This is a genomic window from Pseudomonas sp. GQ91 (genome assembly GCF_059758795.1).
Window position 1 is genome coordinate 22,067 of the sequence record NZ_JCAXED010000024.1, and the last position, 21,287, is coordinate 43,353.

Here is a 21,287-nt window from a genome sequence, read left to right on the forward strand (position 1 = left end):
CCGATTGTAGCAACGCGTCCGCCCTCGAACACAAGCCGGGAATCGCACTCGGTGATCGCGTTTTTGTGTGATAGGGTTCGCGCCCGCAAAAATCCAACCGGGTGCTTGGTCTTGGAATATTCGGTGACAAACGGTGCAATGCCGCAATACTGCGGCCTACACGGCAGTTACACCGTTCATACACATTTTACCCACAGCGTTATCCACAGGTCGTGCGTTGCTAAGCCTCCGAAAACGCATTATCTTGTAGCTCAGCGCTAAAAAAACCCTACATGTAGGGTTTTCAGCCAAAAGAACCAAACACAAACCAGACCAGAAACTCAAGCTCTTTCTTGCACCTGTCTGGTTGAACCAAAGCATTTTTCAGAAGACCAATCGCCCGTGCGGTCGGTCGCTGTTTTCCAACCCCGAATGGGAGAAAACGGTACGGGTGTTGCAGTGCACACTGGCACCCAATCAGGAATACGGTGAAGAGCCCACGGCTCGGAACCGCAGACTTCGGCATGGAAGCGGCGCGAACAGCCCCCTTCCTCCTGTTCCGAAGTTGTTATGCCAGGCCAAGGCTTGTTGTAAGTGCTTCAGGACGGAACGGTGGGCACTTTGATGGTGCCCAAATAAATACAGAATGTGGAGACAACCCCCCATGCAAACCGACACAACTCGCGAGAACCCGCAAGGCTCCGTGCCGCAGGCCGCTGATTCGAATATGGATCTGTCCGCCACCGCGCCCGGCCAATTGCGTGTGATCAAGCGAAACGGCACTGTCGTTCCTTACACCGATGACAAAATCACCGTCGCGATCACCAAAGCGTTTCTTGCAGTTGAAGGCGGCACCGCTGCCGCCTCGTCGCGCATTCATGACACCGTTGCCCGCCTGACCGAACAAGTCACCGCGACCTTCAAGCGTCGCATGCCATCCGGCGGCACCATCCACATCGAAGAAATCCAGGACCAGGTCGAACTGGCCCTGATGCGTGCCGGCGAGCAGAAAGTCGCTCGCGACTACGTGATCTACCGTGATTCGCGCGCCAAGGAGCGTGCCGTGCGCACCCCTGCCGACGAGACTGCCGTACAAGCGCACCCGTCGATCCGCATCACCCTCGCCGACGGCACTTTTGCACCGCTGGACCTGGGCCGCCTGAACACTATCATCACCGAGGCCTGCGAAGGCCTGGAAGAAGTCGACGGTGACCTGATCCAGCGCGAAACCCTGAAAAACCTGTATGACGGCGTGGCCCTGACCGACGTCAACACGGCCCTGGTAATGACTGCCCGTACCCTGGTCGAGCGCGAGCCGAACTACTCGTTCGTGACCGCCCGCCTGCTGATGGACACCCTGCGCGCCGAAGGCCTGGGCTTCCTCGGCGTGGCCGAAAGCGCTACCCACCACGAAATGGCCGACCTGTACGCCAAGGCCCTGCCGGCCTACATCGCCAAGGGTATCGAATTCGAGCTGCTGAACCCGATCCTGGCCACGTTCGACCTGGAAAAACTCGGCAAGGCGATCAACCACGAGCGCGACCAGCAGTTCACCTACCTGGGCCTGCAAACCCTGTATGACCGTTACTTCATCCACAAGGACGGTATCCGCTTCGAACTGCCGCAAGTGTTCTTCATGCGCGTGGCCATGGGCCTGGCGATCGAAGAGAAGCACAAAGAAGACCGCGCCATCGAGTTCTACAACCTGCTGTCGTCGTTCGACTACATGTCGTCGACGCCGACGCTGTTCAACGCCGGTACCCTGCGTCCACAGCTGTCGAGCTGCTACCTGACCACCGTGCCGGATGACCTGTCGGGCATCTACCACGCGATCCACGATAACGCCATGCTGTCCAAGTTCGCAGGCGGCCTGGGCAACGACTGGACTCCGGTTCGTGCCCTGGGTTCGTACATCAAGGGCACCAACGGCAAGTCCCAGGGCGTTGTACCGTTCCTGAAAGTGGTGAACGACACCGCCGTCGCCGTCAACCAGGGTGGCAAGCGCAAAGGCGCTGTCTGCGCCTACCTGGAAACCTGGCACATGGACATTGAAGAGTTCATCGAGCTGCGCAAGAACACCGGTGATGATCGTCGTCGCACCCACGACATGAACACCGCCAACTGGATCCCCGACCTGTTCATGAAGCGTGTCTTCGACGACGGCCAGTGGACCCTGTTCTCGCCCTCCGAAGTGCCCGACCTGCACGACCTGACCGGCAAGGCTTTCGAAGAGCGTTACGAGTACTACGAAGCCCTGGCTCAGTACCCTGGCAAGATCAAGCTGTTCAAGACCATCCAGGCCAAGGACCTGTGGCGCAAGATGCTCTCCATGCTGTTCGAAACCGGCCACCCATGGCTGACCTTCAAGGACCCGTGCAACCTGCGCAGCCCGCAGCAGCACGTGGGCGTGGTCCACAGCTCGAACCTGTGCACCGAGATCACCTTGAACACCAACAAGGACGAGATCGCCGTCTGCAACCTGGGCTCGATCAACCTGCCGAACCACATCGTCAACGGCAAGCTGGACACCGCGAAGCTTGCACGCACCGTCAACACCGCCGTTCGCATGCTCGACAACGTGATCGACATCAACTACTACTCGGTGCCACAGGCGCAGAACTCCAACTTCAAGCACCGTCCGGTCGGCCTGGGCATCATGGGCTTCCAGGACGCTTTGTACCTGCAGCACATTCCGTACGGTTCGGACGCAGCGGTGGAGTTCGCCGACAAGTCCATGGAAGCGGTCAGCTACTACGCGATCCAGGCTTCCTGCGACCTGGCCGACGAGCGCGGCGCCTACGAGACATTCCAGGGTTCGCTGTGGTCCAAGGGCATCCTGCCGCTGGATTCGCAACAGATCCTGATCGAACAGCGTGGCCAGAAGTACATCGACGTTGACCTGAACGAATCCCTGGACTGGGCGCCGGTACGTGCCCGCGTACAGAAAGGTATTCGCAACTCCAACATCATGGCCATCGCACCGACCGCGACCATCGCCAACATCACCGGCGTATCGCAGTCGATCGAACCGACCTATCAGAACCTGTATGTGAAATCGAACCTGTCGGGCGAGTTCACCGTGATCAACCCGTACCTCGTTCGCGACCTTAAAGCCCGCGGCCTGTGGGACTCGGTAATGATCAACGACCTGAAGTACTACGACGGTTCGGTGCAGCAGATCGAGCGCATCCCGCAAGAACTCAAAGAGCTCTACGCAACGGCCTTCGAAGTCGACACCAAGTGGATCGTCGACGCCGCCAGCCGTCGCCAGAAGTGGATCGACCAGGCGCAGTCGCTGAACCTGTACATCGCCGGCGCTTCGGGCAAGAAGCTCGACGTGACCTACCGCATGGCTTGGTACCGCGGCCTGAAAACCACTTACTACCTCCGCGCCCTGGCTGCCACCAGCACCGAGAAGTCGACCATCAACACCGGCAAGCTGAACGCGGTTTCCAGCGGCAACCACGGTGATGACTCGGTTCTCGCCGCTCCAGCCGGCCCGGCGCCAGTGCCAAAGGCCTGCGCGATCGACGAGCCGGATTGCGAAGCCTGCCAATAAGCTGAGCCTGCCTTGGGGCTAATCCTCCAAGGTTGAGAAACCCCCGATAGACCCTGGCTGCAACGGGATCCATCGGGGGTTTTCTTTTGCCTGCGGTTTGCCTCCAAATGACGCACATAAAAAAGCCCCTCGATCGAGGGGCTTTCAAGTGAAGCGTCAGGCCAACCGCATCAGGTCATCTGAATGATGGTCTGCATGATGGTGCTTTGCGTGGAGATAGTCTTCGAGTTCGCCTGGAAGTTGCTCTGGGCCTTGATCAACTCGACCAACTCGCTGGTCAGGTTGACATTGGAGTTTTCCAGGGAGTTGGCAACAATCGTCCCCAAAGTACCGGATTGCGGCGCGTCGTAACCTGGCTGGCCGGAAGCGAACGTCTCTTTCCAGGTAGTGCCGCCATTTGGCTGCAGGCCCTGTTCATTGTTGAAGCTCGCCAGGGAGATCTGGCCGATCGCCTTGCTCTGCTGGTTGCTGAATGTAGCGAACAGCACGCCGCTGCCGTCGATTTTCAAGCCTGTGATTTCACCCGTGGCGTAGCCGTCGGTAACCGGTGGGTTACGGTAGCTGGCCGAATTGTACTGGGTGATGTTGGCCATGTTGATGGCAATCCCGGTAGGGTTGGCCGCTGCGCCATTGTCTTCCCACACACCATTGTTCAGGACGCCCGGCTTCCAGTCGTCAATGGTCAGGGTGGTGTTGGAAACGGTGCTCGGCGGTGTGACGATGCCTGCAAGGGCACCGGCCGTGTCAAACGTCAGCGTCGAAGCCACGGGCGGGACCGCACCGACACCGCTGATAGGTGTGCCATCAGGGTTGCGTCCATCAATCAGGGTGTAGGACTTCCACTCATTGGAGCCGGTCTTGACCATGTATTGCACCATCGGGTGCGAGTTGCCCTGGGTGTCATACAGCGTGGTGGTGTACTGGGTGGTGAAAGTCGATGTTTCATTCGGATCGAACGGATGAAGCGCCTGGTTAATCACCGGCTCCGTGGACTTGAGGTTGCTGGTCGAATCAACCTTGGTCGAGGCTTTCGGTGGCAGGTTCGACTGATCGATACGCAGGTCAATCAGTTCGCCCTTGACGATCTTGCCGTTTTCGTCCGCCGCATAGCCTTGCAGACGCGAGGTGCCGCCGGAGTTGGTGACAAAGCCATCCTTGTCCGGTTTGAAGGTACCGGCACGCGTGTACTCCAGGGAGCCATCGCTCCCCTTCTGCACGAAGAAACCACCGCCCTTGATCGCCATGTCCAGCAGTCCGCCAGTACCGGTGATTTCACCTTGGCTGAATTGCTGGGAAACAGCGGCGAGGTTAACCCCGCTTCCGATAGCGTTATGGCCGGTACCGAGCTTGGACGCCGCGTAGATGTCGGCAAACTCCGCACGGGACGACTTGAAGCCGGTGGTGGCGACGTTGGCGATGTTATTGCCGGTCACGTCCAGTTGTTTATTGGCCGCATAGAGGCCGCTGAGGCCGATATTAAAAGACATGTTCTCTCCTCTTGCCGTATTTAGCCGGCTCTATGTACCGATAGTCTGAATTTGCGACAGCTTGATACTGCCCAGGCCGCCCGAAAGATTGAGCAGCATTTCGCCGCCCGTCTGGCTCAAGGTGACGCTGGTGACGGTGGCCGGCAGCGAAGTGCGCAGAGCCACCGTATCGCCCGCGTCGTTCTTGGTGCTGGCCGCGAAAGTGTAATTGCCGGAATCGACGGTCTCGCCGGCTTCGTTCTTGCCGTCCCAGATGAAGTCCGACTTGCCGGCGCCCTGGGCATCCAGCTCGATAGTCTTGACAAGATTGCCGTCTTTGTCGGTGACCTTGACGGTGACGTTGCCCACCGACGAAGTAACGGCCACCGAGCCGGTGAAGCTCTTGCTGGTATCAACCAGCGCCTTGTCGGTATCAATAATCACCGAACGGCCCACCAGCGACGACGCTTGCAGTGCCTGCGAGGACTTGTAGTTGCTGGAGATGGCATTCACCGAGTCGTTCAAGGTGTTGATGCCTTCCAGGCTGCTGAACTGCGCCAGTTGCGCCACGAACGCGCCGTTGTCCTGAGGCGACAGCGGGTTCTGGTTTTTCAATTGGGTGACCAACAATTGCAGGAACGCGTCCTTGCCCAGGGCCTGGTTGCCGGAAGCCGACTTGGCAGCATCGGACAGGCTGTCCTTGTTGGCCGCCGCGTCCTTGACGTTGGCGTTGAACAGATCCTGGATCGTCGAGTTACTCGACACATCGTTAGTGACGGACATTCTTTGGCGCCCCTTATCACTGACCCAGGGTCAGGACCTTCTGCATCATGGTTTTGGCGGTGTTCATCATTTCCGCATTGGTCTGGAACGAGCGACTGGCGGAAATCATGTCAGCCATTTCCTCGACCACGTTGACGTTGGGGTAATACACGTAGCCCTTTTCGTTCGCGGCAGGATGGTTGGGTTCGTAACGCGCTTCCAGATTGCTCTGGTCTTCGACCACACCCAGGACCTGGACCCCCTGGCCCGCGGCATCCTGGCTCTGGAACAGCGAATCGCTGCCGCCATTCTGGCCAGCCTGGAACATGGTGGCGAACACCGGGTGGCGCGCACGGTACGTCTGGTCAATGCTCGACGATACGGTTTCGGCGTTGGCGATGTTACTGGCAACGGTGTTCAGACGCGTGGTCTGTGCACTCATGCCACTACCGGCAATATTGAAAACACTGGATAGAGACATGAATTACTCTCCGCGCAGGGCCGACATCAGCCCTTTGAATTTGCTGTTGAGCAGGGTGAAGCTGGCCTGGAAGTTCACCGAGTTCTCGGCGTAGTTCGACTGTTCCAACTGGGCATCGACGGTGTTCTGGTCGATCGACGGCTGCATCGGCGTGCGATACATCAGCGACTCATCAGCATTGCCCAGGCCTTGCGCTTCGATATGACGGTTGTTGGTCATGTTCAACGCAAAGGCGCCATTCTTGGTCTTGTCACTCTGCGCGGCGAGCACCGCAGCGAAGTCCAGATCCCGAGCCTTGTAGTTCGGGGTGTCGGCGTTGGCGATGTTATTGGCCAGGACTTCAGCACGCTGGGCGCGGAACCCCAGGGCTTGTTCGTGGATACCGAGCGCTTTATCGAAGCTGATGCTCATGGCGGAAACCTTTAGGCTGACCTGCTTTTCGTAATACGGATTTAGCAAGTGCCATGCCAAGTAGCTTAAGCCCATATAAATCAAGGCGTTGAGTAAATTCAGGCCGCGGCAATGCCAGAAAAGCGGCAACCGTCTTCCGCTTTGACGCCAGTAAAGCGGCAATAGCCGTTGCCACCCTCCAATAATTTGCCGCAAAAAAGTGGGTGTGGCGCTGAATGCCGGTCAGCCAGGCGAAACGACTGTGGGAGCGGGCGTGCTCGCGAAAGTGGCGTAACAGTCAACAGTGATGTTGTCTGCCACACCGATTTCGCGAGCACGCCCGCTCCCACAGGTTCCACTGCTTATCGGAGGTGATTTTCGGGGTATTACTTGGCCTGGTAAATGATCCCTGGACTGCACTGCACCATCTGATAATGGTCCGGCAAGCCATTCAACGCTTCGGACGCCCCCAGGAACAGGTAGCCACCGCGCTTGAGGGTACCGTGAATGCGCAACAGAATGTCTTTCTTCACTTCAGCCGAGAAATAGATCAACACGTTGCGGCAAAACACGATATCGAACTTGCCCAGGCTGGCATAACTGTCCAGCAGGTTGAACGAGCGAAACTCGACCCGACTCTTGATCGGTGCCTTGATCGCCCAACGCCCGGCGCCCTTGGGGTCGAAATAACGCTGCAAGCGTTCCGGAGACAAGCCACGTCCCAAGGCCAGGCTGTCGTACTCGCCGGTCTTGCAGTTGCTGAGCATGGAGCCGGACAAGTCCGTGGCGACAATCTGCACCCCGGCCTTCAACTGCCCAATGTTGGTCCGCTCGAACTCATCGATGGACATCGACAGCGAATAGGGTTCCTGACCCGAAGAACACGCCGCGGACCAGATCCGCAGACGCTGGCCCGGGCTGGCCTTGATTGCCGCAGGCAGTACCTTGTTCTTGAGCACTTCAAAGGGATAGGTGTCGCGAAACCACAGGGTTTCGTTGGTGGTCATGGCATCGACCACCAACTCCTTGAGCCCGCTGCGCGGCTGCCCCTGGATCCGCTGGACCAGCTCGCTCAGTGACTTGATCCCCTGCTGCTCCATCAATTTATTGAGGCGGCTGGATACCAGATACTGCTTGTTTTCACCGAGCAATATGCCACAGGCTTTTTCCAGGAAGACCCGGAACTGTTCGAAATCCAAATTACCCGTAGACAATGATACCGCCTCTTAAATCGTGTGAACGCCAGGGAAAAAGCCCTTAGCCGTGATCTGCTGCCTTGATCCGGTCAACCACCCGGGATGCCAGGTCATCAGGACGAAACTTGGCCAGGAAGTCATCGGCACCGACCTTCTTGACCATCGCTTGATTGAATACACCTGACAAGGAAGTATGCAGGATGATATGCAATTTTTGCATGCGTGGGTCGCTGCGTATCTCGGCAGTGAGAGTGTAGCCGTCCATTTCCGGCATCTCGATGTCGGAAATCATCATCAAGAATTCTTCTTCCGGCTTCTTGCCCTCATCCACCAGCTTGCGCAGATAATCCAGCGCCTGGCGACCATCATTGAGTGCCACCACTTCCACGCCGACCGTCTGCAGGCAACGGGACACCTGCTTGCGCGCCACCGATGAATCGTCGACCGTCAGCACCCGCAGCGAAACCGCCTTGTGTGCCGTCTCGGCATCCACCACACCCACCGAAATGGCTTCCGAGGTCGGTGCAACTTCAGCCAGGATTTTTTCCACGTCGATGATTTCCACCAACTGGTTGTCAACCCGCGTCACCGCCGTGAGGTAATGATCACGTCCGGTGCCCTTGGGTGGCGGATGAATCTCTTCCCAGTTCATGTTGACGATGCGCTCCACCGAACGCACCAGGAACCCCTGGGTCTTGGTGTTGTACTCGGTGATGATCACGAACGGACTGCCCCGATCCTGCAAACCAACCGAACCCGTTGCCATGGAAAGATCAAGAATCGGAATCGTCGAGCCGCGAATATTGGCCACGCCACACACTACAGGGCTGGACTTGGGCATTATTGTCAGCTTGGGACATTGCAACACCTCCCGCACCTTGAAGACATTGATGCCATAGAGCTGATTGCCATCAAGCCGAAACAGCAATAACTCCAGGCGATTCTGCCCTACCAGCTGTGTGCGCTGGTTTACTGAATCCATTACACCTGCCATGCACAGACTCCTACGCTACAAAATCTACGGATACGACGCGTACCCAACACTAAACGGCACGAGCTTTGCTATTTATTGGCCATGGACATCAAAACGACAGTTTCCCGACACCTTGGCTCATCCCGTCACCGCAGATTGCTCTGCGCCTGGGTGGCGTTGCTCGCCTTGTGCGCGGGGCAACAGGTTCGAGCCGACAACGTCACCTTGCCTGATGTACTTATCGGCGTCACCCAGGGCTTTCTTGAGTTCACTGTAGAAGATTATCTCGCGACCACCCAGACACCGGGGCGCTACGAGATCGAAGTCAAACAGTTGGACCCTCGCCTGCGCATGCCAATGTGCGACAAGGAATTGACAGCCACCCTCGAAAGCCCCGCCCAGCCGATTGGCCGGGTCACCGTGCGGGTGCGCTGTGACGGCGCCTCGCCCTGGACCGTGTTCGTGCCCGCTCAGGTCCGGCTGTTTCGTGAAGTAGTCACCGTCACCCGCCCACTTAAACGCACGGGAATCATTGGTTTTGCAGACGTCGCCCTGCGTGAACGAGACATCAGCCAGATCAACCAGGGCTATCTCACCTCGCTGGACCAGGCTATCGGCCAGAAACTGACCCGACCAATGGTCACCGACCAAGTCATCACCCTGGTGCACATGGAACAGGCCGAAGTGATACGCAAGGGGGATCAGGTGGTCATTTCCGCCAGCAGCGGCGGCCTGAGCGTCAAGATGCCGGGCGAAGCCCTGGCGAATGGCGGGATGAGCGAACAGATCAGGGTCAAGAACCTCAACTCCAAACGCGTGATCAAGGCCCGGGTGACCGCTCCCGGCCAAGTGGAGGTCGCGCTATAGATCACTGGCGTAGGACGCTGGCTTTTCCTACACTGTGCACTGAATTTCATTGCACGTAGGTTTATTGTCAATCGAGCCTAAAGTTTGTCCGGGTATGGCCGAAAACATGGCAAGCGTCCAAATACCCAGAGGTTTTTTTAACATGGTCATTGATTTCAATCGTTTGAATAACGCTCCGGCGTTGTCCGGCAATACGCGCACCAGCGGTGCCAAGGACAGCGTCGAGGCCAAGTCCCAACCTGCGCCCGCCCCGGCCGAACAAGCCGACGCCAGCAAAAGTGGGGAATCTGTCCACCTGAGCAATGAGGCTCAACAGTTGCAGAAGGTCACTGACTCGCTGCGCCACCAACCCGTTGTCAATGAAGCCCGCGTGGCCGAATTGAAACAGGCGATTGCCGATGGCAGCTATAAAGTCGACAGCAACCGTGTAGCCAGCAAACTGCTTAACTTCGAAGCCGAGCGCTAGGCAAAGGCCTGCGCCAGGCTTTTGGACGCTTAAAACCCAAGGCCAGCCATGCACGACGAAAATTTGTTGCAACTGATCATTGAAGACCTTGCTCCCGCACAACGCTTGCTCGAGCTGCTTCAAGAAGAGTCCCTGGCCCTGCATGGCCGGGATATGCGGCTGCTGGAAGATATCCTGGCACGCAAGCAATCGCTGATCGTCCTGCTTGAACAACACGGCAAGAAACGCAGCCAGATTCTTCTCAGCCTCGGGCTGACGGCCGATCACAGCGGCCTGCAACAGTTGGCGAGCCATTCGTCGGTCGGTGAGCAGTTGCGCACCCAGAGCGAAACACTCAACCAGTTGCTGCTCAGTTGCCAGGAAGCCAACACGCTTAACGGCCAGTCCATCCAGATTCAACAAGCCACCACCGCAAACCAGCTGCGCATCCTCCATGGCGGCGAACCTCCGGCCTTGTATAACGCCCAGGGCTCCACCTCGCGACTGGTCAAGCCCAGCACTCTCAGTCAAGCCTGACACCGGTTTACCACGCGCCCTATCAAGGCGCGCAACATGCTGGCAAAATGCCAACTCTTGCGTGTAGTCGTATTTTGCCTGGAGATGGAAGAACCGTGCTCAACACCCTCAACGCGGATGATGCTCCGCAGCCGCCCAAGGTCCTCACCACACCTCTGGAAATTGCCGGGACCTTGCGACTGCTGCAAGAGAGCAATGATCCTCTGATCATTACCTTCCACGAGCGCAGCCAGCGTTTCCAGAGCTACCTGGTGCACATCGACCGCGACAGCAAGGCGCTGAGCCTGGACGAAATGATCCCGCGGGACGGTGAGCGCTATCTTGAGAATGGCGAAGCGTTTCGCGTGGAAGGTTTTCACGAAGGTGTCCGGGTGGCCTGGGAAAGTAAAGGCAACCTGACCATCAGCGAGAAAGACGGCCATCGCACGTATCAAGGCAGCATGCCCGATGAGGTGGTTTACCATCAGCGGCGCAATGCCTTCCGCGCAGCGTTGAAACTGGCGCAATTGATCAATGTCGAACTGGGCGGCGAGAAACTCAAAGCCGCCGTCAACGGCAAACTGCTGGATATTTCCGCTACGGGTTGCAAGCTGCGCTTTGAGGGCGATATCTCCCAGCGCCTGCAATTGGGCCAGGTCTATGACCGTTTTATCGCCGCCCTGCCCTTCGGCAACATGACCACCGCTGTGGAGTTGCGTTACCTGCACTTCGAAGAAAAGATCGACACCACCTTTGCCGGCGTACGCTTCCACAACATGAGCGGCCTGGTGCAGCGGCAGGTGGAGCGCTTTGTCTACCAACTGCAACGTGAAGCGCGGCGGTTTGATAAAGACGACGATTTTTAAGCACTGAACCGCAGTAGAAAAAACGGGCAGCTCCTTTCGGAACTGCCCGTTTTCGGTTTCAGGGGCGCGCCCTGCTCAAGTCATGCGGATGCTCGTCCGGGTCCAGCGGCTCCTGCGAGCCATCCTCGGCGGACGACTGCTGCGCAACGACCTCGGCGTCAGGCTCAGGCTCAGATTCGGGCTCAGTCTCCGTCGCAGTCGTCTGCATTTGATCCTGCACCACCTGCTCGTCGACCCGCGGATCAAGCGCGGCCACCAGGGGCGAGCTGGACATACTGTCGGGCATGGCCACGTGATGCAGCGGGGCATCGTCTACCTGATGCAGGTTGGTCACCGCTTTAGGCCGAATGCGCCAGACCAGAATCAATGCGCACAGACTGAAAAACGCGTAGAGCATCTGGCTGCCGAACAGCTTCATGACCACCCCGGCCAACAGCGGCCCGATACTCGCGCCGACACCGTAAGTCACCAGCAACATGGCGGTCAGCGATACGCGGCGATCGCCCTCGACGTGGTCGTTGGAGAATGCAACCGCCAGCGGGTAAAGACAGAACTGCACCAGCGAACACAAAAACCCTACGATAAACAGCACTTCCAAGGGCACCTGGCTCATGATCGCCAACGGCAAGGCCACGACCGCCAGGCTCAAGGCGAAGCAGCGAATCAATAGCGCACGGTCATAGCGATCCGAAAGCCAACCCAATGGCCACTGCACCACCAATCCGGCGAAAATACAGCTACCCATGAACAGACCGACCTGTTCAGTGGTCAGCCCCTGCTGGGACGCATACAGCGGTGCCAGGCCGTAGAACGAGCCGACAATCAGCCCCGCGCCCAGCACCGTGCTGAGCGACTGCGGCACCCGCTTGATAAAGAAGCGCGGTTCCATCGGCGCCGGATGCAAGGGCGCCGGGTGAATACGCCGAGTCATGGCGACCGGCACCAGGCACAGGGCAAAACACAGTGCGACCAGCATCAGCAGCTCAAGCCCCAGCTCAGGGTGCATGACCAGGATCAACTGGCCCAATACCAGGCCCAGATAGGAGGCGATCATATAGCCACTGAACACCAAGCCTCGCTGGTTGGCATCCGCCTGCTCATTGAGCCAGCTCTCGATGACCATGTATTGGCACATCATGCCCAAGCCGACAATAACCCGCAGCACGATCCAGGCCGACAACCAGTCGACCAACCCATGGCCCAGCACAGCTGCGCCGACAATCCCGGCACACGTGGCGTAGGCACGAATATGGCCGACCCGGGCAATCAGCCGGTGGCCGATCTTGCCGCCCAGGACCAGGCCAAAATAGTTGGCCGCCATCAACGCACCGACCCACAGACTGTCGACATTATCGGCCGCCAGGCGCAAGGCCAGGTAAGTGCTGAGCAGACCAGAGCCAATCAGCATCATTAATGAGGCGAAGTAAAGGGCTCGAAAAGATTTCCAGATTTGGCGCATCGGCGTTCCGAGCGGCTCCTTGCAGTGAGGTGTCAGGCTCTCTATACGATAGCCTGATAACGAAAAGCGTCATGAAACCCGGGCACCAGAACACAGCAATACCAAGGTCTGTTTAATCCGACAAGCAGCTCAACGCCGGGATCTTCGAAGCCTGAAGCCTTCGATGAACACGTCGCGCAACAGTTCCCTTGCCTTTCCGCTTTATCAGACGCTCACGGGCAGGAGACAAGGTACACGCCGACGACAATATATCTCGCCAATCAGGCCACCGGCACCGACTGAAAGGCACGGGCACAAAAAACCCCGCCTGAAACTCCCAGGCGGGGCCTTATCGATCACCTCGGGTCGAGGCCGCCAATGCTGGCGGGCAGCTAAGAGCCTTTTCCAGCCTGTTTATGCCGGGATGCTCGTTGTATCCAGCCCCAACCCAGGCCCAGCGCGGCCGCAGCGGCCGAAGCACAGAGGACGCTCAACTTTGCCGCCGAGAGCAAACTGGCATCGTCAAACGCCAGCGCGGCGATAAAAATCGACATGGTAAAACCGATACCCGCAAGCAAGCCTACAAGGACGACGCCAGACCAGGTTACGTCATCAGGCAGTTGGCACAATTTCGACTTCACCAACAAACCCGAGGCGAGTATTACGCCCAGTGGCTTGCCTACCACCAGCGCGAGTATCACCGCGATAAACACGTGCTGGGAGAGCGCGTTTTCCAGGTTCGCGCCGGAAAAACTCACCCCGGCATTCGCCAGAGCGAAGAGTGGCATGATCCCGAACGCCACCCAGGGATGCAGTGCCGTTTGAATCCGCTGAACCGGGGAAAGCACTTCTCGCTGAGCCTGGCGTATCTGTTTCAAAGGTTTCGAGATCGCCTGTGCCTCGTTGTCCTTTGACGAGAATCTGTCCACCAACTCATGAAAGTTCTTTTGAATGGTTTCCAGCGGTTGCTCGCGCATAGGCATCGAGCGCACCGGGCTCATCAGCCCGAGGATCACGCCGGCCAATGTGGGATGCACACCCGTCTTGAGTAATCCATACCAGATGACCACGCCCGGCACTATGTAAAGGAGCATATTGCCGATGCCCATTCGCTGGAGCATCAATACCAGGAGCATGCCGCCCAGTACGATCACGATCCCCGTGTAATCAAGATTCGAGGTGTAGAACACCGCGATAATCAGGATGGCCACAATATCGTCAATGATCGCCAGCGCCAGCAATAACACCCTCACGCCCGCGGGAATCGACTTACCGAGCAGCGCCAGTACCCCGACAGCAAATGCAATATCGGTGGCAGTCGGCACGGCCCAGCCGCTACTTGCCTCAGTCCCATGATTGATTGCCAGGTAAATCAGCGCCGGCACCAGCACCCCGCCCAATGCAGCGCCCATGGGCAGCATTGCCATTTTGACGCTGGCCAACGCCCCGGCGTGGATTTCCTGCCGTATCTCTGCGCCGACGACCAGGAAGAAGATCGTCATGAGCCCGTCATTCACCAGAAAATGCAGGGATTGCGAGACGCTGGCGTCGCCAAAGCCAAGGGTGACCGGGGTGTGCCAAAGGTCTATGTAACTTTGCGCAAAAGTACTGTTTGCCCAAACCAGGGCGATAATCGCCGCTATCAGCAGCGCGATACCGCTGAGGGCTTCAATATGCGAGAAACGTTCAAGGGCTGAAAGTGCCTTTTCGGTCAGCACTTGAGGGCGCGGGATGGGGGTTGAGGACGGCTTATTTCCAGGCACTGAAACTCTCCGGTTGGCGGTGCGATCCACACGATAAATTCAACCTGCCCTGCGCGTCATGCGGCAGTTCAGCCGGCTGATGGTATGAAGGTATCATCCGAGGCGCAAATGTTGCGGGCGAACGCCCAAGTGAACCTTCTGCAATCACGCGACTCCAGTTGCTATGCCAGCATGCTCAAGGCAGAACGGGCTCGACAGTTATTTTACGGGATACGAGGCACTTCAAGGAGTTTTGAGAACATGATTGCGCGATGGCAATGGCTGTTAACGCAAATGACCAAACGGCTTTGGTTCAGGGCCAGTTTATTCTCGGTACTGGGCGTCATGACAGCATTGATCGCAATTGTGCTCAAAGACTATATTCCCATCTCGCTGCCAGGACGGATTGGCGCGGACGCGGTTGACAAGATATTGAGCATCATTGCCTCAAGTATGTTGGCCGTCACGACCTTCTCTCTAAGCACAATGGTTGCCGCATACGGCGCCGCCAGCTCGGGGGTTACCCCTCGCGCAACGACGCTGGTCATGGAAGACACTACGACCCAGAACGCGCTGGCGACCTTTATCGGATCATTTCTGTTCAGCCTGGTGGGCATCATCGCGCTCAGTACCGGAGCCTACGGCACACAGGGCCGCGTGGTGCTTTTCGCGGTGACCATCGCAGTGGTCATACTGATTGTCTATACGCTATTGCGGTGGATCGACCACCTTTCCAAGCTCGGGCGGGTCGGGGAAACAATTGACCGGGTCGAGAGCGCCACCATCCATGCGATCCGACATAGGGTCAACCTGCCATATCTGGGTGGCTCCGCCTATCCCAGCGGGTTGAACCTTTCGGATGGCGTCGCGGTTCTCAGTCGTGATGTGGGCTACGTGCAGCATATTGATGTACAAGCATTGGCGGTTATCGCCAAAAAACACCGGCTGCACGTCTATGTTGAAGTCCTTCCGGGCAGTTTTGTGCATGAAGGTGAGTTGATCGCACGGCTATTACCCGCCGAAACCCCTCCAGCCACGGGCCAGGATATTGACCCCGTCTCGGTTTTATCGGCGATCACGATCGGCACGCGGCGCACCTTTGAGCATGATCCACGCTTCGGCCTGTCGGTACTCTCCGAAATCGCATCACGGGCGCTGTCGCCTGCCGTCAATGACCCAGGCACCGCCATTGATGTCATAGGCCGGGGCATACGAACATTCAATGCATGGGCAAAACCGGCGCACTCGCAACGTTCGGACATTGACTGCAGCAACGTATATGTTCGGGGACTGTCGTTAAATGACATGTTCGACGATTTTTTCTCGCCCATCGCACGAGATGGAGCATCCCTGCTTGAAGTCAATCTTCGACTGGTCAAGGCGCTTGCCAGCCTGGCCGAGACGAACTCGAGGTTGTTCGCGGATCTGAGCGCTCACTATATAGGCGTCATTCTTCAACGGGCGGATACTTCTCTTACACTTGAAGAGGACAAGGCCCGTTTGAAAATGTGCGCCGCGCAGATTACGGACAAATAAACACAGGCGTGCGCGCACTCCCCCACCCGGCCGGCTGTGGATCTCGCGCTTGATGATCATAGTGGGATGTGGTCTGGTAGTTACCATGGAAGGTCGATGGCCTTTACCCAGCCTAGCTCTCGAAAGCCCCATTTTTGCCCAGCATTCCGAGGTTTCATGCAAATCGAGTTACAGGAGATCAGCGACCACCTCTATCGTTTCGCACCGTTTGATACGCTGCCAAAGGAATCGGTAGATGCCATAGCCCGGCGGGTTGAAGTCAGTTACTTCAAGGCTGGCAGCGACATCCTCGAAGCGGGCGCAATCGTCAAGGATTTGCACTACGTGCGTAGCGGCGCGGTGGAGATTTATCGGCGCAACGGGGACCTCTACAACCGACTCGTCGAAGGCGATCTCTTCGGGCAAGCCGGTCTGCTGCGCAGTAACAAGGTGCGCTTTCCAGCAAGGGCGCTGGAAGACAGCCTGATCTACTACATTCCCGCCGAGGTCTTCGCCGACCTGTGCGCTCAGCATGACGCCTTTGCGGACTTCGTTGAGGCCGAGGGTCACTCCAGGCTCAAGTCCGCCGTCGAAGCCCAGGGCCGAGCGAGCGAACTTATCCAGCTCAAGTGCCGCGCATTGATTTCACGCTCCTTGGTGTGGGTGACCTCTGACACATCCGTTGGCCAGGCGGCAAAGATCATGACCGAGCAAAGCGTCGCTTGCGTGCTGGTCATGCCGCCAGAGGGGATCCAGGCAGAGATCGAAGGTATCGTGACCGACAGGGACCTGCGTACGCGCGTCGTCGCTGCCGCAAGAGACAGCAACACAACGTCCGTCAGCGATATCATGACGACCGATCCGGTGGCGATCAGCGGAGATGATTCGGTCTTCGAGGCCATGCTAGTGATGTTGCGCCGCAATATTCACCATCTGCCGGTACTGCACCATGGCCGGCCGATTGGCTTGATCAACCTGTCGGACATCATCCGCTACGAGTCTCATAGCAGCTTGTACCTGGTGAACAGAATCTCCAACCAGACCTCCGTCGAAGGCCTGAAGTCGCTATTACGCGACCTGCGAGGCACCTACATCCGCATGGTGCGCGATGGCGCGACCGCGCACATGATCGGCAGTGCGATTTCCGGTATAGGCCGTGCCTTCACCCAGCGCTTGCTGGAGCTGGCGGAGAAAAAACTCGGCCCGCCTCCGGTGCCCTACTGCTTCATGGTGCTGGGTTCCATGGCGCGTGACGAACAGTTGCTGGTGACTGACCAGGATAATGCGCTGGTGCTGGATGATAGCTTCGATCCCGCCTTGCATGATGCGTACTTCCGCAGTTTGGCGACGTTTGTGAGTGACGGTCTCGCCGCCTGCGGTTACAGCTACTGCAAAGGCAAGATAATGGCGACCAATGATCAGTGGCGCCAACCGTTGAAGGTGTGGCGCAATTACTTTGATCAGTGGATCGAGAAGCCAAACCCGACGACGCTGCTGAACAGCTGCATTTTTTTCGACCTGGATGGTGTGTTTGGCCAGCTTGAACTGGTGCAAGAACTCAAGAAGTTGTGCGCCAGCAAATCCAGCACACATCACGGGTTTCTGAATGCCATGGCCAGGATCGCTCTCAACCGGACGCCACCCTTGGGGTTTTTCCGAACCTTTGTCGTCGAGACCGATGGCCAGCAGAAAAGAATCATCAACCTCAAGGGGCGTGGCACCGCGCCGCTGACCGACCTTATCCGCATCCATGCGCTGGCGTGCGGCAGTACCGCGCAAAACTCGTTTGATCGCCTTGATGCAATTGCCGGCACCCATCTCATGCCGCCGGACGCGTTGAAGCAACTGCGCTACGCGCTGGAGTTCCTGTCCATGGTCAGAATCCGGCACCAGGCCGACGCCTTGGAACAAGGCGCAACGCCCAACAACTACGTTGAACCAGAGCGCTTCTCCAACAGCGAGCGACATAACCTCAAAGAGGCATTTCAGGTCTTGAGCAATGCCCAGAACTTCCTGCGATTCCGTTACCCGGCAAAGGGCCGTCTTTCGCAATGAGGGAGGTCAAATCGAATCCAAGCCCGCAGCTGCCGGATTGGTCTGCGCAGTTTGAAGTCTTGGCGAAAAAGGCCCGTCACCCTGGCTTGCGACAGTACTACCAGGCAGGCGTCGTCCCGGCACAGACCTCAATTGATGAGGTGCAATTTCTGGCCATGGACGTGGAAACCACCGGGCTTAACCCGCAGGCTCACAGCATTGTCAGCATCGGCTTGATACCTTTCACGCTGCAGCGAATTCATTGCAGCCAGGCACAGTATTGGGTGCTGAAGCCCACGTCGGAACTGAGTGAAAAGTCTGTCACTTTTCATCACATCACCCATACCGAAATCTTGAATGCGCCGACCTTCGAAGCGGTGCTGGATCCACTCCTGGAAGCGATGGCAGGCAAAGTGATGGTGGTCCATTACCGGAACATTGAACGTGCTTTTCTAGGCGAGGCCGTGCTTAGACTGCTGAAGGAGGAGCTTGCGTTTCCGGTGATCGACACGATGCAGCTGGAAGCGCGAATACATCGCCGGAAGCGCGGATGGTTTGCCCGGCTGATGCGCCGCTCACAAGCCTCCATACGCTTGGCTGATAGCCGCGAGCGCTATAACCTTCCGGCGTATCACGCCCACCATGCGTTGACCGACGCACTGGCGACAGCTGAATTATTGCAGGCGCAGATCGCCACCCTCCACTCCCCGTCGACGCCGGTCGGGGCGTTATGGAACTGAGTCAAGCCAGGTAGCTTTCAGAAAAAAACCATCGAGCGATGATTCTTGAGGTAGTGCAGACCCCCGCAGGTATAGCCCTTTGGCCGGGCTATACCTGCGAGGGTGAGTTAAACGTACGCGCCGCTTAACTCACATGCAGCGTACTAACGCGGTTCAGACATCAGTCCTTTCACCAGGGATATACATCCCAGCATCAGCACGAGAGCGAACGGCAAGCCCGTGGACACCGCCATCGCCTGCAATGCCACCAGGCCGCCCCCGAGTAGAAGAGCAATCGCAATCACACCCTCGATGACCGCCCAGAACACCCGCTGGGGCACAGGTGCATCCACCTTGCCGCCCGCCGTGATCGTATCGATGACCAACGAGCCGGAGTCAGAGGAGGTAATGAAGAACACGATCACCAGAACAATGCCCAGGAATGAGGTGATCTCCTTCAGCGGCAGCTCTCCCAGCATCGCGAACAGTTTCAGCTCCAGGACTGCGTCCTTGACGCCCATCACGCCTTGTATGGTCGCTTGATCAATGGCAGTCCCGCCGAACGTCGTCATCCACAGCACAGAAACCACTGACGGAACGAGCAACACCGAAATCAGAAACTCTCTGACGGTCCGGCCACGACTCACACGTGCGATAAACATCCCGACAAATGGCGACCAACTGATCCACCAGGCCCAGTAAAACGCAGTCCAGCCTTGAGTGAACTCGGTATCAGTGCGCCCGAAAGGATTGGAAAGCGCCGGCAGATACTCCACGTAGGTGACCAGATTCTTGAAGAACCCGGTGAAGATCGCCAAGGTCGGACCCACCACGATGATAAACACCAGCAAGAGCAATGCGAGTCCCATATTGATCTGGGAGAGCATCTTGACGCCCTTGTCCAACCCCGAAAGCACCGACCACAGGGCGATCAAGGTAATCCCGACGATCAGTACGACCTTGCTGAGATTCGTCGACTGGATGCCGAACAGGTACTCAATACCCGCTGCCGCCTGCTCCGCGCCGATCCCTAGAGACGTCGCCAGCCCGAACAACGTGGCGAATACCGCGAGGATATCGATGCAATGCCCCGGCCATCCCCAAACGCGCTCACCCAGCAACGGATAGAAGATCGAGCGTATCGAGAGCGGCAAGCCCTTGTTGTAGGAAAACAGCGCCAGGGACAACGCCACAATCGCGTAGATCGCCCAAGGGTGCAGACCCCAGTGGAAGATCGTGGCCGCCATTGCCAAATCGGCGGAAGCCTTCATATCGCCCGCCGCGCCACCTAACGGCGCCCAGTCAGTGCGCGCTCCGCTGGCATCGACGGTGATACCGCCCATGGACGCAGCGTAGTGAGACATCGGCTCCGCCACACCGTAGAACATCAAGCCGATGCCCATACCGGCGGCAAACAGCATTGAAAACCATCCGACGTAGCTGTGATCCGGCTTGGCGTCTCTCCCCCCCAAGCGAACCTTGCCTAACGGCGAGCAGATCAGCGCAAGGCACAGCACCACAAAAATGTTGGCGATGCTCATGAAAAGCCAGGCCAGATGACCGGTCAGCCAATTGCGCAGAGCGCTGAACAGCGGCTCAACTTCATTTTGCAGCGATAGCGTCAGAATGACGAAGAGCAAAATGGTAGCGGCTGAGATGATAAAAACCTTGCCGTGGATATCGAGCGAGAACGAAAACTCTCCTTTGATATTGTCTTGGCCAATGACGTAGTCGGTATCTATCAGGTTGGCAGCGCCGCTAGGCGCAGGAATACCATCCTCACTTGCAGAGTGAGGGCTGACAGGTAGATCGTCCTCTGGTTTTTGACCCATAAGAGTCTCCTTGGTTAAGGCACGTTGCAACGTGCATTTATAGTTATCCCCGCTGTTCCTATGGTAAAAACGAGATGTAAGCACGCCTATCGTAGCAAGCTTTTCCGGGCATCCGGCAACCTCTGTCGGTATCGAGTCCACACGCTCGGCTCCCGGCGCAGTTGGACTAGCCCCAGGTGGCCAGCATTTTCACTCCCGGCTCGCGCTTTCAAGCTGTCACTTATCCGAGTTTTACACATAGGCACGCGGGCCCTGCCAGCAGGCTGGCAACCCCGGGTAGGACTGTCGGTGAGCAGGTCAGACCCCTGGCGAATCCCTGGCGTTCCTTGAAATGCAACCCCAGATACGAAAAAGCCCCGCCAGGAAACCTGAGCGGGGCTTTTTCTTGGCCACATGGCGGGTACACCAGGGAACTCGCAACATGGAAAATAGATGGTGTCCCAGGGCCGGTTCGAACCCCTATCCGACATTTACCGCCCTAGAATCTAGAAATAATAAAATACAATG

17 protein-coding genes are annotated in these 21,287 nt (G+C 57.6%); 8 read left to right on the forward strand and 9 right to left on the reverse strand.

Annotation, left to right across the window (positions count from 1 at the left end; genetic code table 11):
- The first annotated feature begins 643 nt into the window (after positions 1-643).
- Complete coding sequence (locus AC6CIA_RS25450; RefSeq protein WP_498315847.1) at positions 644-3,538, forward strand: ribonucleoside-diphosphate reductase subunit alpha; 2,895 nt, start codon at positions 644-646, stop codon at positions 3,536-3,538.
- A 170-nt stretch (positions 3,539-3,708) separates the two neighbouring features.
- Here AC6CIA_RS25450 and flgE read toward each other — a convergent pair whose 3' ends face one another.
- The 6 genes from flgE to AC6CIA_RS25480 form a co-directional block, all read right to left on the reverse strand.
- The gene (flgE, locus tag AC6CIA_RS25455) at positions 3,709-5,025 is read right to left on the reverse strand and encodes a flagellar hook protein FlgE (RefSeq protein WP_498315848.1); all 1,317 of its coding nucleotides are present in this window, start codon (positions 5,023-5,025) and stop codon (positions 3,709-3,711) included.
- Positions 5,026-5,055: 30 nt separating this feature from the next.
- Positions 5,056-5,787 (reverse strand): flagellar hook assembly protein FlgD, encoded by a 732-nt coding sequence (gene flgD, locus AC6CIA_RS25460; protein WP_498315849.1) that lies wholly within the window; start codon positions 5,785-5,787, stop codon positions 5,056-5,058.
- 16 nt (positions 5,788-5,803) lie between these two features.
- Positions 5,804-6,247, reverse strand: a complete 444-nt coding sequence (gene flgC, locus AC6CIA_RS25465) for a flagellar basal body rod protein FlgC (RefSeq protein WP_084379447.1) — start codon at positions 6,245-6,247, stop codon at positions 5,804-5,806.
- A 3-nt stretch (positions 6,248-6,250) separates the two neighbouring features.
- Complete coding sequence (gene flgB, locus AC6CIA_RS25470; RefSeq protein ID WP_498315850.1) at positions 6,251-6,658, reverse strand: flagellar basal body rod protein FlgB; 408 nt, start codon at positions 6,656-6,658, stop codon at positions 6,251-6,253.
- 365 nt (positions 6,659-7,023) lie between these two features.
- On the reverse strand, positions 7,024-7,851 hold the full coding sequence (cheR, locus tag AC6CIA_RS25475; protein ID WP_498315851.1) for a protein-glutamate O-methyltransferase CheR: 828 nt from the start codon (positions 7,849-7,851) through the stop codon (positions 7,024-7,026).
- 43 nt (positions 7,852-7,894) lie between these two features.
- Positions 7,895-8,827: a chemotaxis protein CheV gene (locus AC6CIA_RS25480; RefSeq protein ID WP_498315852.1), complete on the reverse strand. Its 933-nt coding sequence runs from the start codon at positions 8,825-8,827 to the stop codon at positions 7,895-7,897.
- 81 nt (positions 8,828-8,908) lie between these two features.
- Here AC6CIA_RS25480 and flgA point away from each other — a divergent pair, with 81 nt between their 5' ends.
- From flgA to AC6CIA_RS25500, 4 genes are all read left to right on the forward strand, one after another.
- A complete protein-coding gene (flgA, locus tag AC6CIA_RS25485) occupies positions 8,909-9,673 on the forward strand; it encodes a flagellar basal body P-ring formation chaperone FlgA (protein WP_498315853.1) in 765 nt (254 codons plus the stop codon).
- 142 nt (positions 9,674-9,815) lie between these two features.
- Entirely contained in the window at positions 9,816-10,139 is a 324-nt protein-coding gene (flgM, locus tag AC6CIA_RS25490; RefSeq protein WP_339528570.1) for a flagellar biosynthesis anti-sigma factor FlgM, read from the forward strand.
- A 48-nt stretch (positions 10,140-10,187) separates the two neighbouring features.
- A complete protein-coding gene (locus AC6CIA_RS25495; protein ID WP_498315854.1) occupies positions 10,188-10,655 on the forward strand; it encodes a flagella synthesis protein FlgN in 468 nt (155 codons plus the stop codon).
- Positions 10,656-10,750: 95 nt separating this feature from the next.
- Positions 10,751-11,500 carry a flagellar brake protein gene (locus AC6CIA_RS25500; RefSeq protein WP_498315855.1) on the forward strand — a complete coding sequence of 250 codons (750 nt, stop codon included), beginning with the start codon at positions 10,751-10,753 and terminating at the stop codon, positions 11,498-11,500.
- Positions 11,501-11,558: 58 nt separating this feature from the next.
- Here AC6CIA_RS25500 and AC6CIA_RS25505 read toward each other — a convergent pair whose 3' ends face one another.
- Together AC6CIA_RS25505 and nhaA are read right to left on the reverse strand one after the other, a co-directional pair.
- Positions 11,559-12,959: an MFS transporter gene (locus tag AC6CIA_RS25505; RefSeq protein ID WP_498315856.1), complete on the reverse strand. Its 1,401-nt coding sequence runs from the start codon at positions 12,957-12,959 to the stop codon at positions 11,559-11,561.
- A gap of 371 nt (positions 12,960-13,330) precedes the next feature.
- A complete protein-coding gene (gene nhaA, locus AC6CIA_RS25510; RefSeq protein WP_498315857.1) occupies positions 13,331-14,656 on the reverse strand; it encodes a Na+/H+ antiporter NhaA in 1,326 nt (441 codons plus the stop codon).
- A 285-nt stretch (positions 14,657-14,941) separates the two neighbouring features.
- Between nhaA and AC6CIA_RS25515 the strand changes: the two genes are divergently transcribed.
- The 3 genes from AC6CIA_RS25515 to AC6CIA_RS25525 all read left to right on the forward strand — a co-directional run bounded on the left by AC6CIA_RS25515 (position 14,942) and on the right by AC6CIA_RS25525 (position 18,969).
- Entirely contained in the window at positions 14,942-16,216 is a 1,275-nt protein-coding gene (locus tag AC6CIA_RS25515) for a DUF2254 domain-containing protein (RefSeq protein WP_498315861.1), read from the forward strand.
- A gap of 156 nt (positions 16,217-16,372) precedes the next feature.
- Positions 16,373-18,250, forward strand: coding sequence for a DUF294 nucleotidyltransferase-like domain-containing protein (locus AC6CIA_RS25520; RefSeq protein ID WP_498315858.1), 1,878 nt, complete (start codon positions 16,373-16,375; stop codon positions 18,248-18,250).
- Positions 18,247-18,969, forward strand: coding sequence for a 3'-5' exonuclease (locus AC6CIA_RS25525; protein WP_498315859.1), 723 nt, complete (start codon positions 18,247-18,249; stop codon positions 18,967-18,969). The genes AC6CIA_RS25520 and AC6CIA_RS25525 overlap by 4 nt, the downstream gene beginning before the upstream one ends.
- Positions 18,970-19,112: 143 nt before the next feature.
- Here AC6CIA_RS25525 and AC6CIA_RS25530 read toward each other — a convergent pair whose 3' ends face one another.
- Positions 19,113-20,780 (reverse strand): BCCT family transporter, encoded by a 1,668-nt coding sequence (locus AC6CIA_RS25530; protein ID WP_498315860.1) that lies wholly within the window; start codon positions 20,778-20,780, stop codon positions 19,113-19,115.
- Positions 20,781-21,287: the final 507 nt, after the last annotated feature.

Excerpts from the sequence above, each read along its gene's own strand:
- flgM (WP_339528570.1), top strand. The coding sequence starts at position 9,816 with ATGGTCATTGATTTCAATCGTTTGAATAACGCTCCGGCGTTGTCCGGC.
- AC6CIA_RS25495 (WP_498315854.1), top strand. The coding sequence starts at position 10,188 with ATGCACGACGAAAATTTGTTGCAACTGATCATTGAAGACCTTGCTCCC.
- AC6CIA_RS25505 (WP_498315856.1), bottom strand. The coding sequence starts at position 12,959 with ATGCGCCAAATCTGGAAATCTTTTCGAGCCCTTTACTTCGCCTCATTA.
- AC6CIA_RS25520 (WP_498315858.1), top strand. The coding sequence starts at position 16,373 with ATGCAAATCGAGTTACAGGAGATCAGCGACCACCTCTATCGTTTCGCA.
- flgE (WP_498315848.1), bottom strand. The coding sequence starts at position 5,025 with ATGTCTTTTAATATCGGCCTCAGCGGCCTCTATGCGGCCAATAAACAA.
- AC6CIA_RS25525 (WP_498315859.1), top strand. The coding sequence starts at position 18,247 with ATGAGGGAGGTCAAATCGAATCCAAGCCCGCAGCTGCCGGATTGGTCT.
- flgD (WP_498315849.1), bottom strand. The coding sequence starts at position 5,787 with ATGTCCGTCACTAACGATGTGTCGAGTAACTCGACGATCCAGGATCTG.
- AC6CIA_RS25480 (WP_498315852.1), bottom strand. The coding sequence starts at position 8,827 with ATGGCAGGTGTAATGGATTCAGTAAACCAGCGCACACAGCTGGTAGGG.
- flgC (WP_084379447.1), bottom strand. The coding sequence starts at position 6,247 with ATGTCTCTATCCAGTGTTTTCAATATTGCCGGTAGTGGCATGAGTGCA.
- AC6CIA_RS25515 (WP_498315861.1), top strand. The coding sequence starts at position 14,942 with ATGATTGCGCGATGGCAATGGCTGTTAACGCAAATGACCAAACGGCTT.
- flgB (WP_498315850.1), bottom strand. The coding sequence starts at position 6,658 with ATGAGCATCAGCTTCGATAAAGCGCTCGGTATCCACGAACAAGCCCTG.
- flgA (WP_498315853.1), top strand. The coding sequence starts at position 8,909 with ATGGACATCAAAACGACAGTTTCCCGACACCTTGGCTCATCCCGTCAC.
- AC6CIA_RS25530 (WP_498315860.1), bottom strand. The coding sequence starts at position 20,780 with ATGGGTCAAAAACCAGAGGACGATCTACCTGTCAGCCCTCACTCTGCA.
- AC6CIA_RS25450 (WP_498315847.1), top strand. The coding sequence starts at position 644 with ATGCAAACCGACACAACTCGCGAGAACCCGCAAGGCTCCGTGCCGCAG.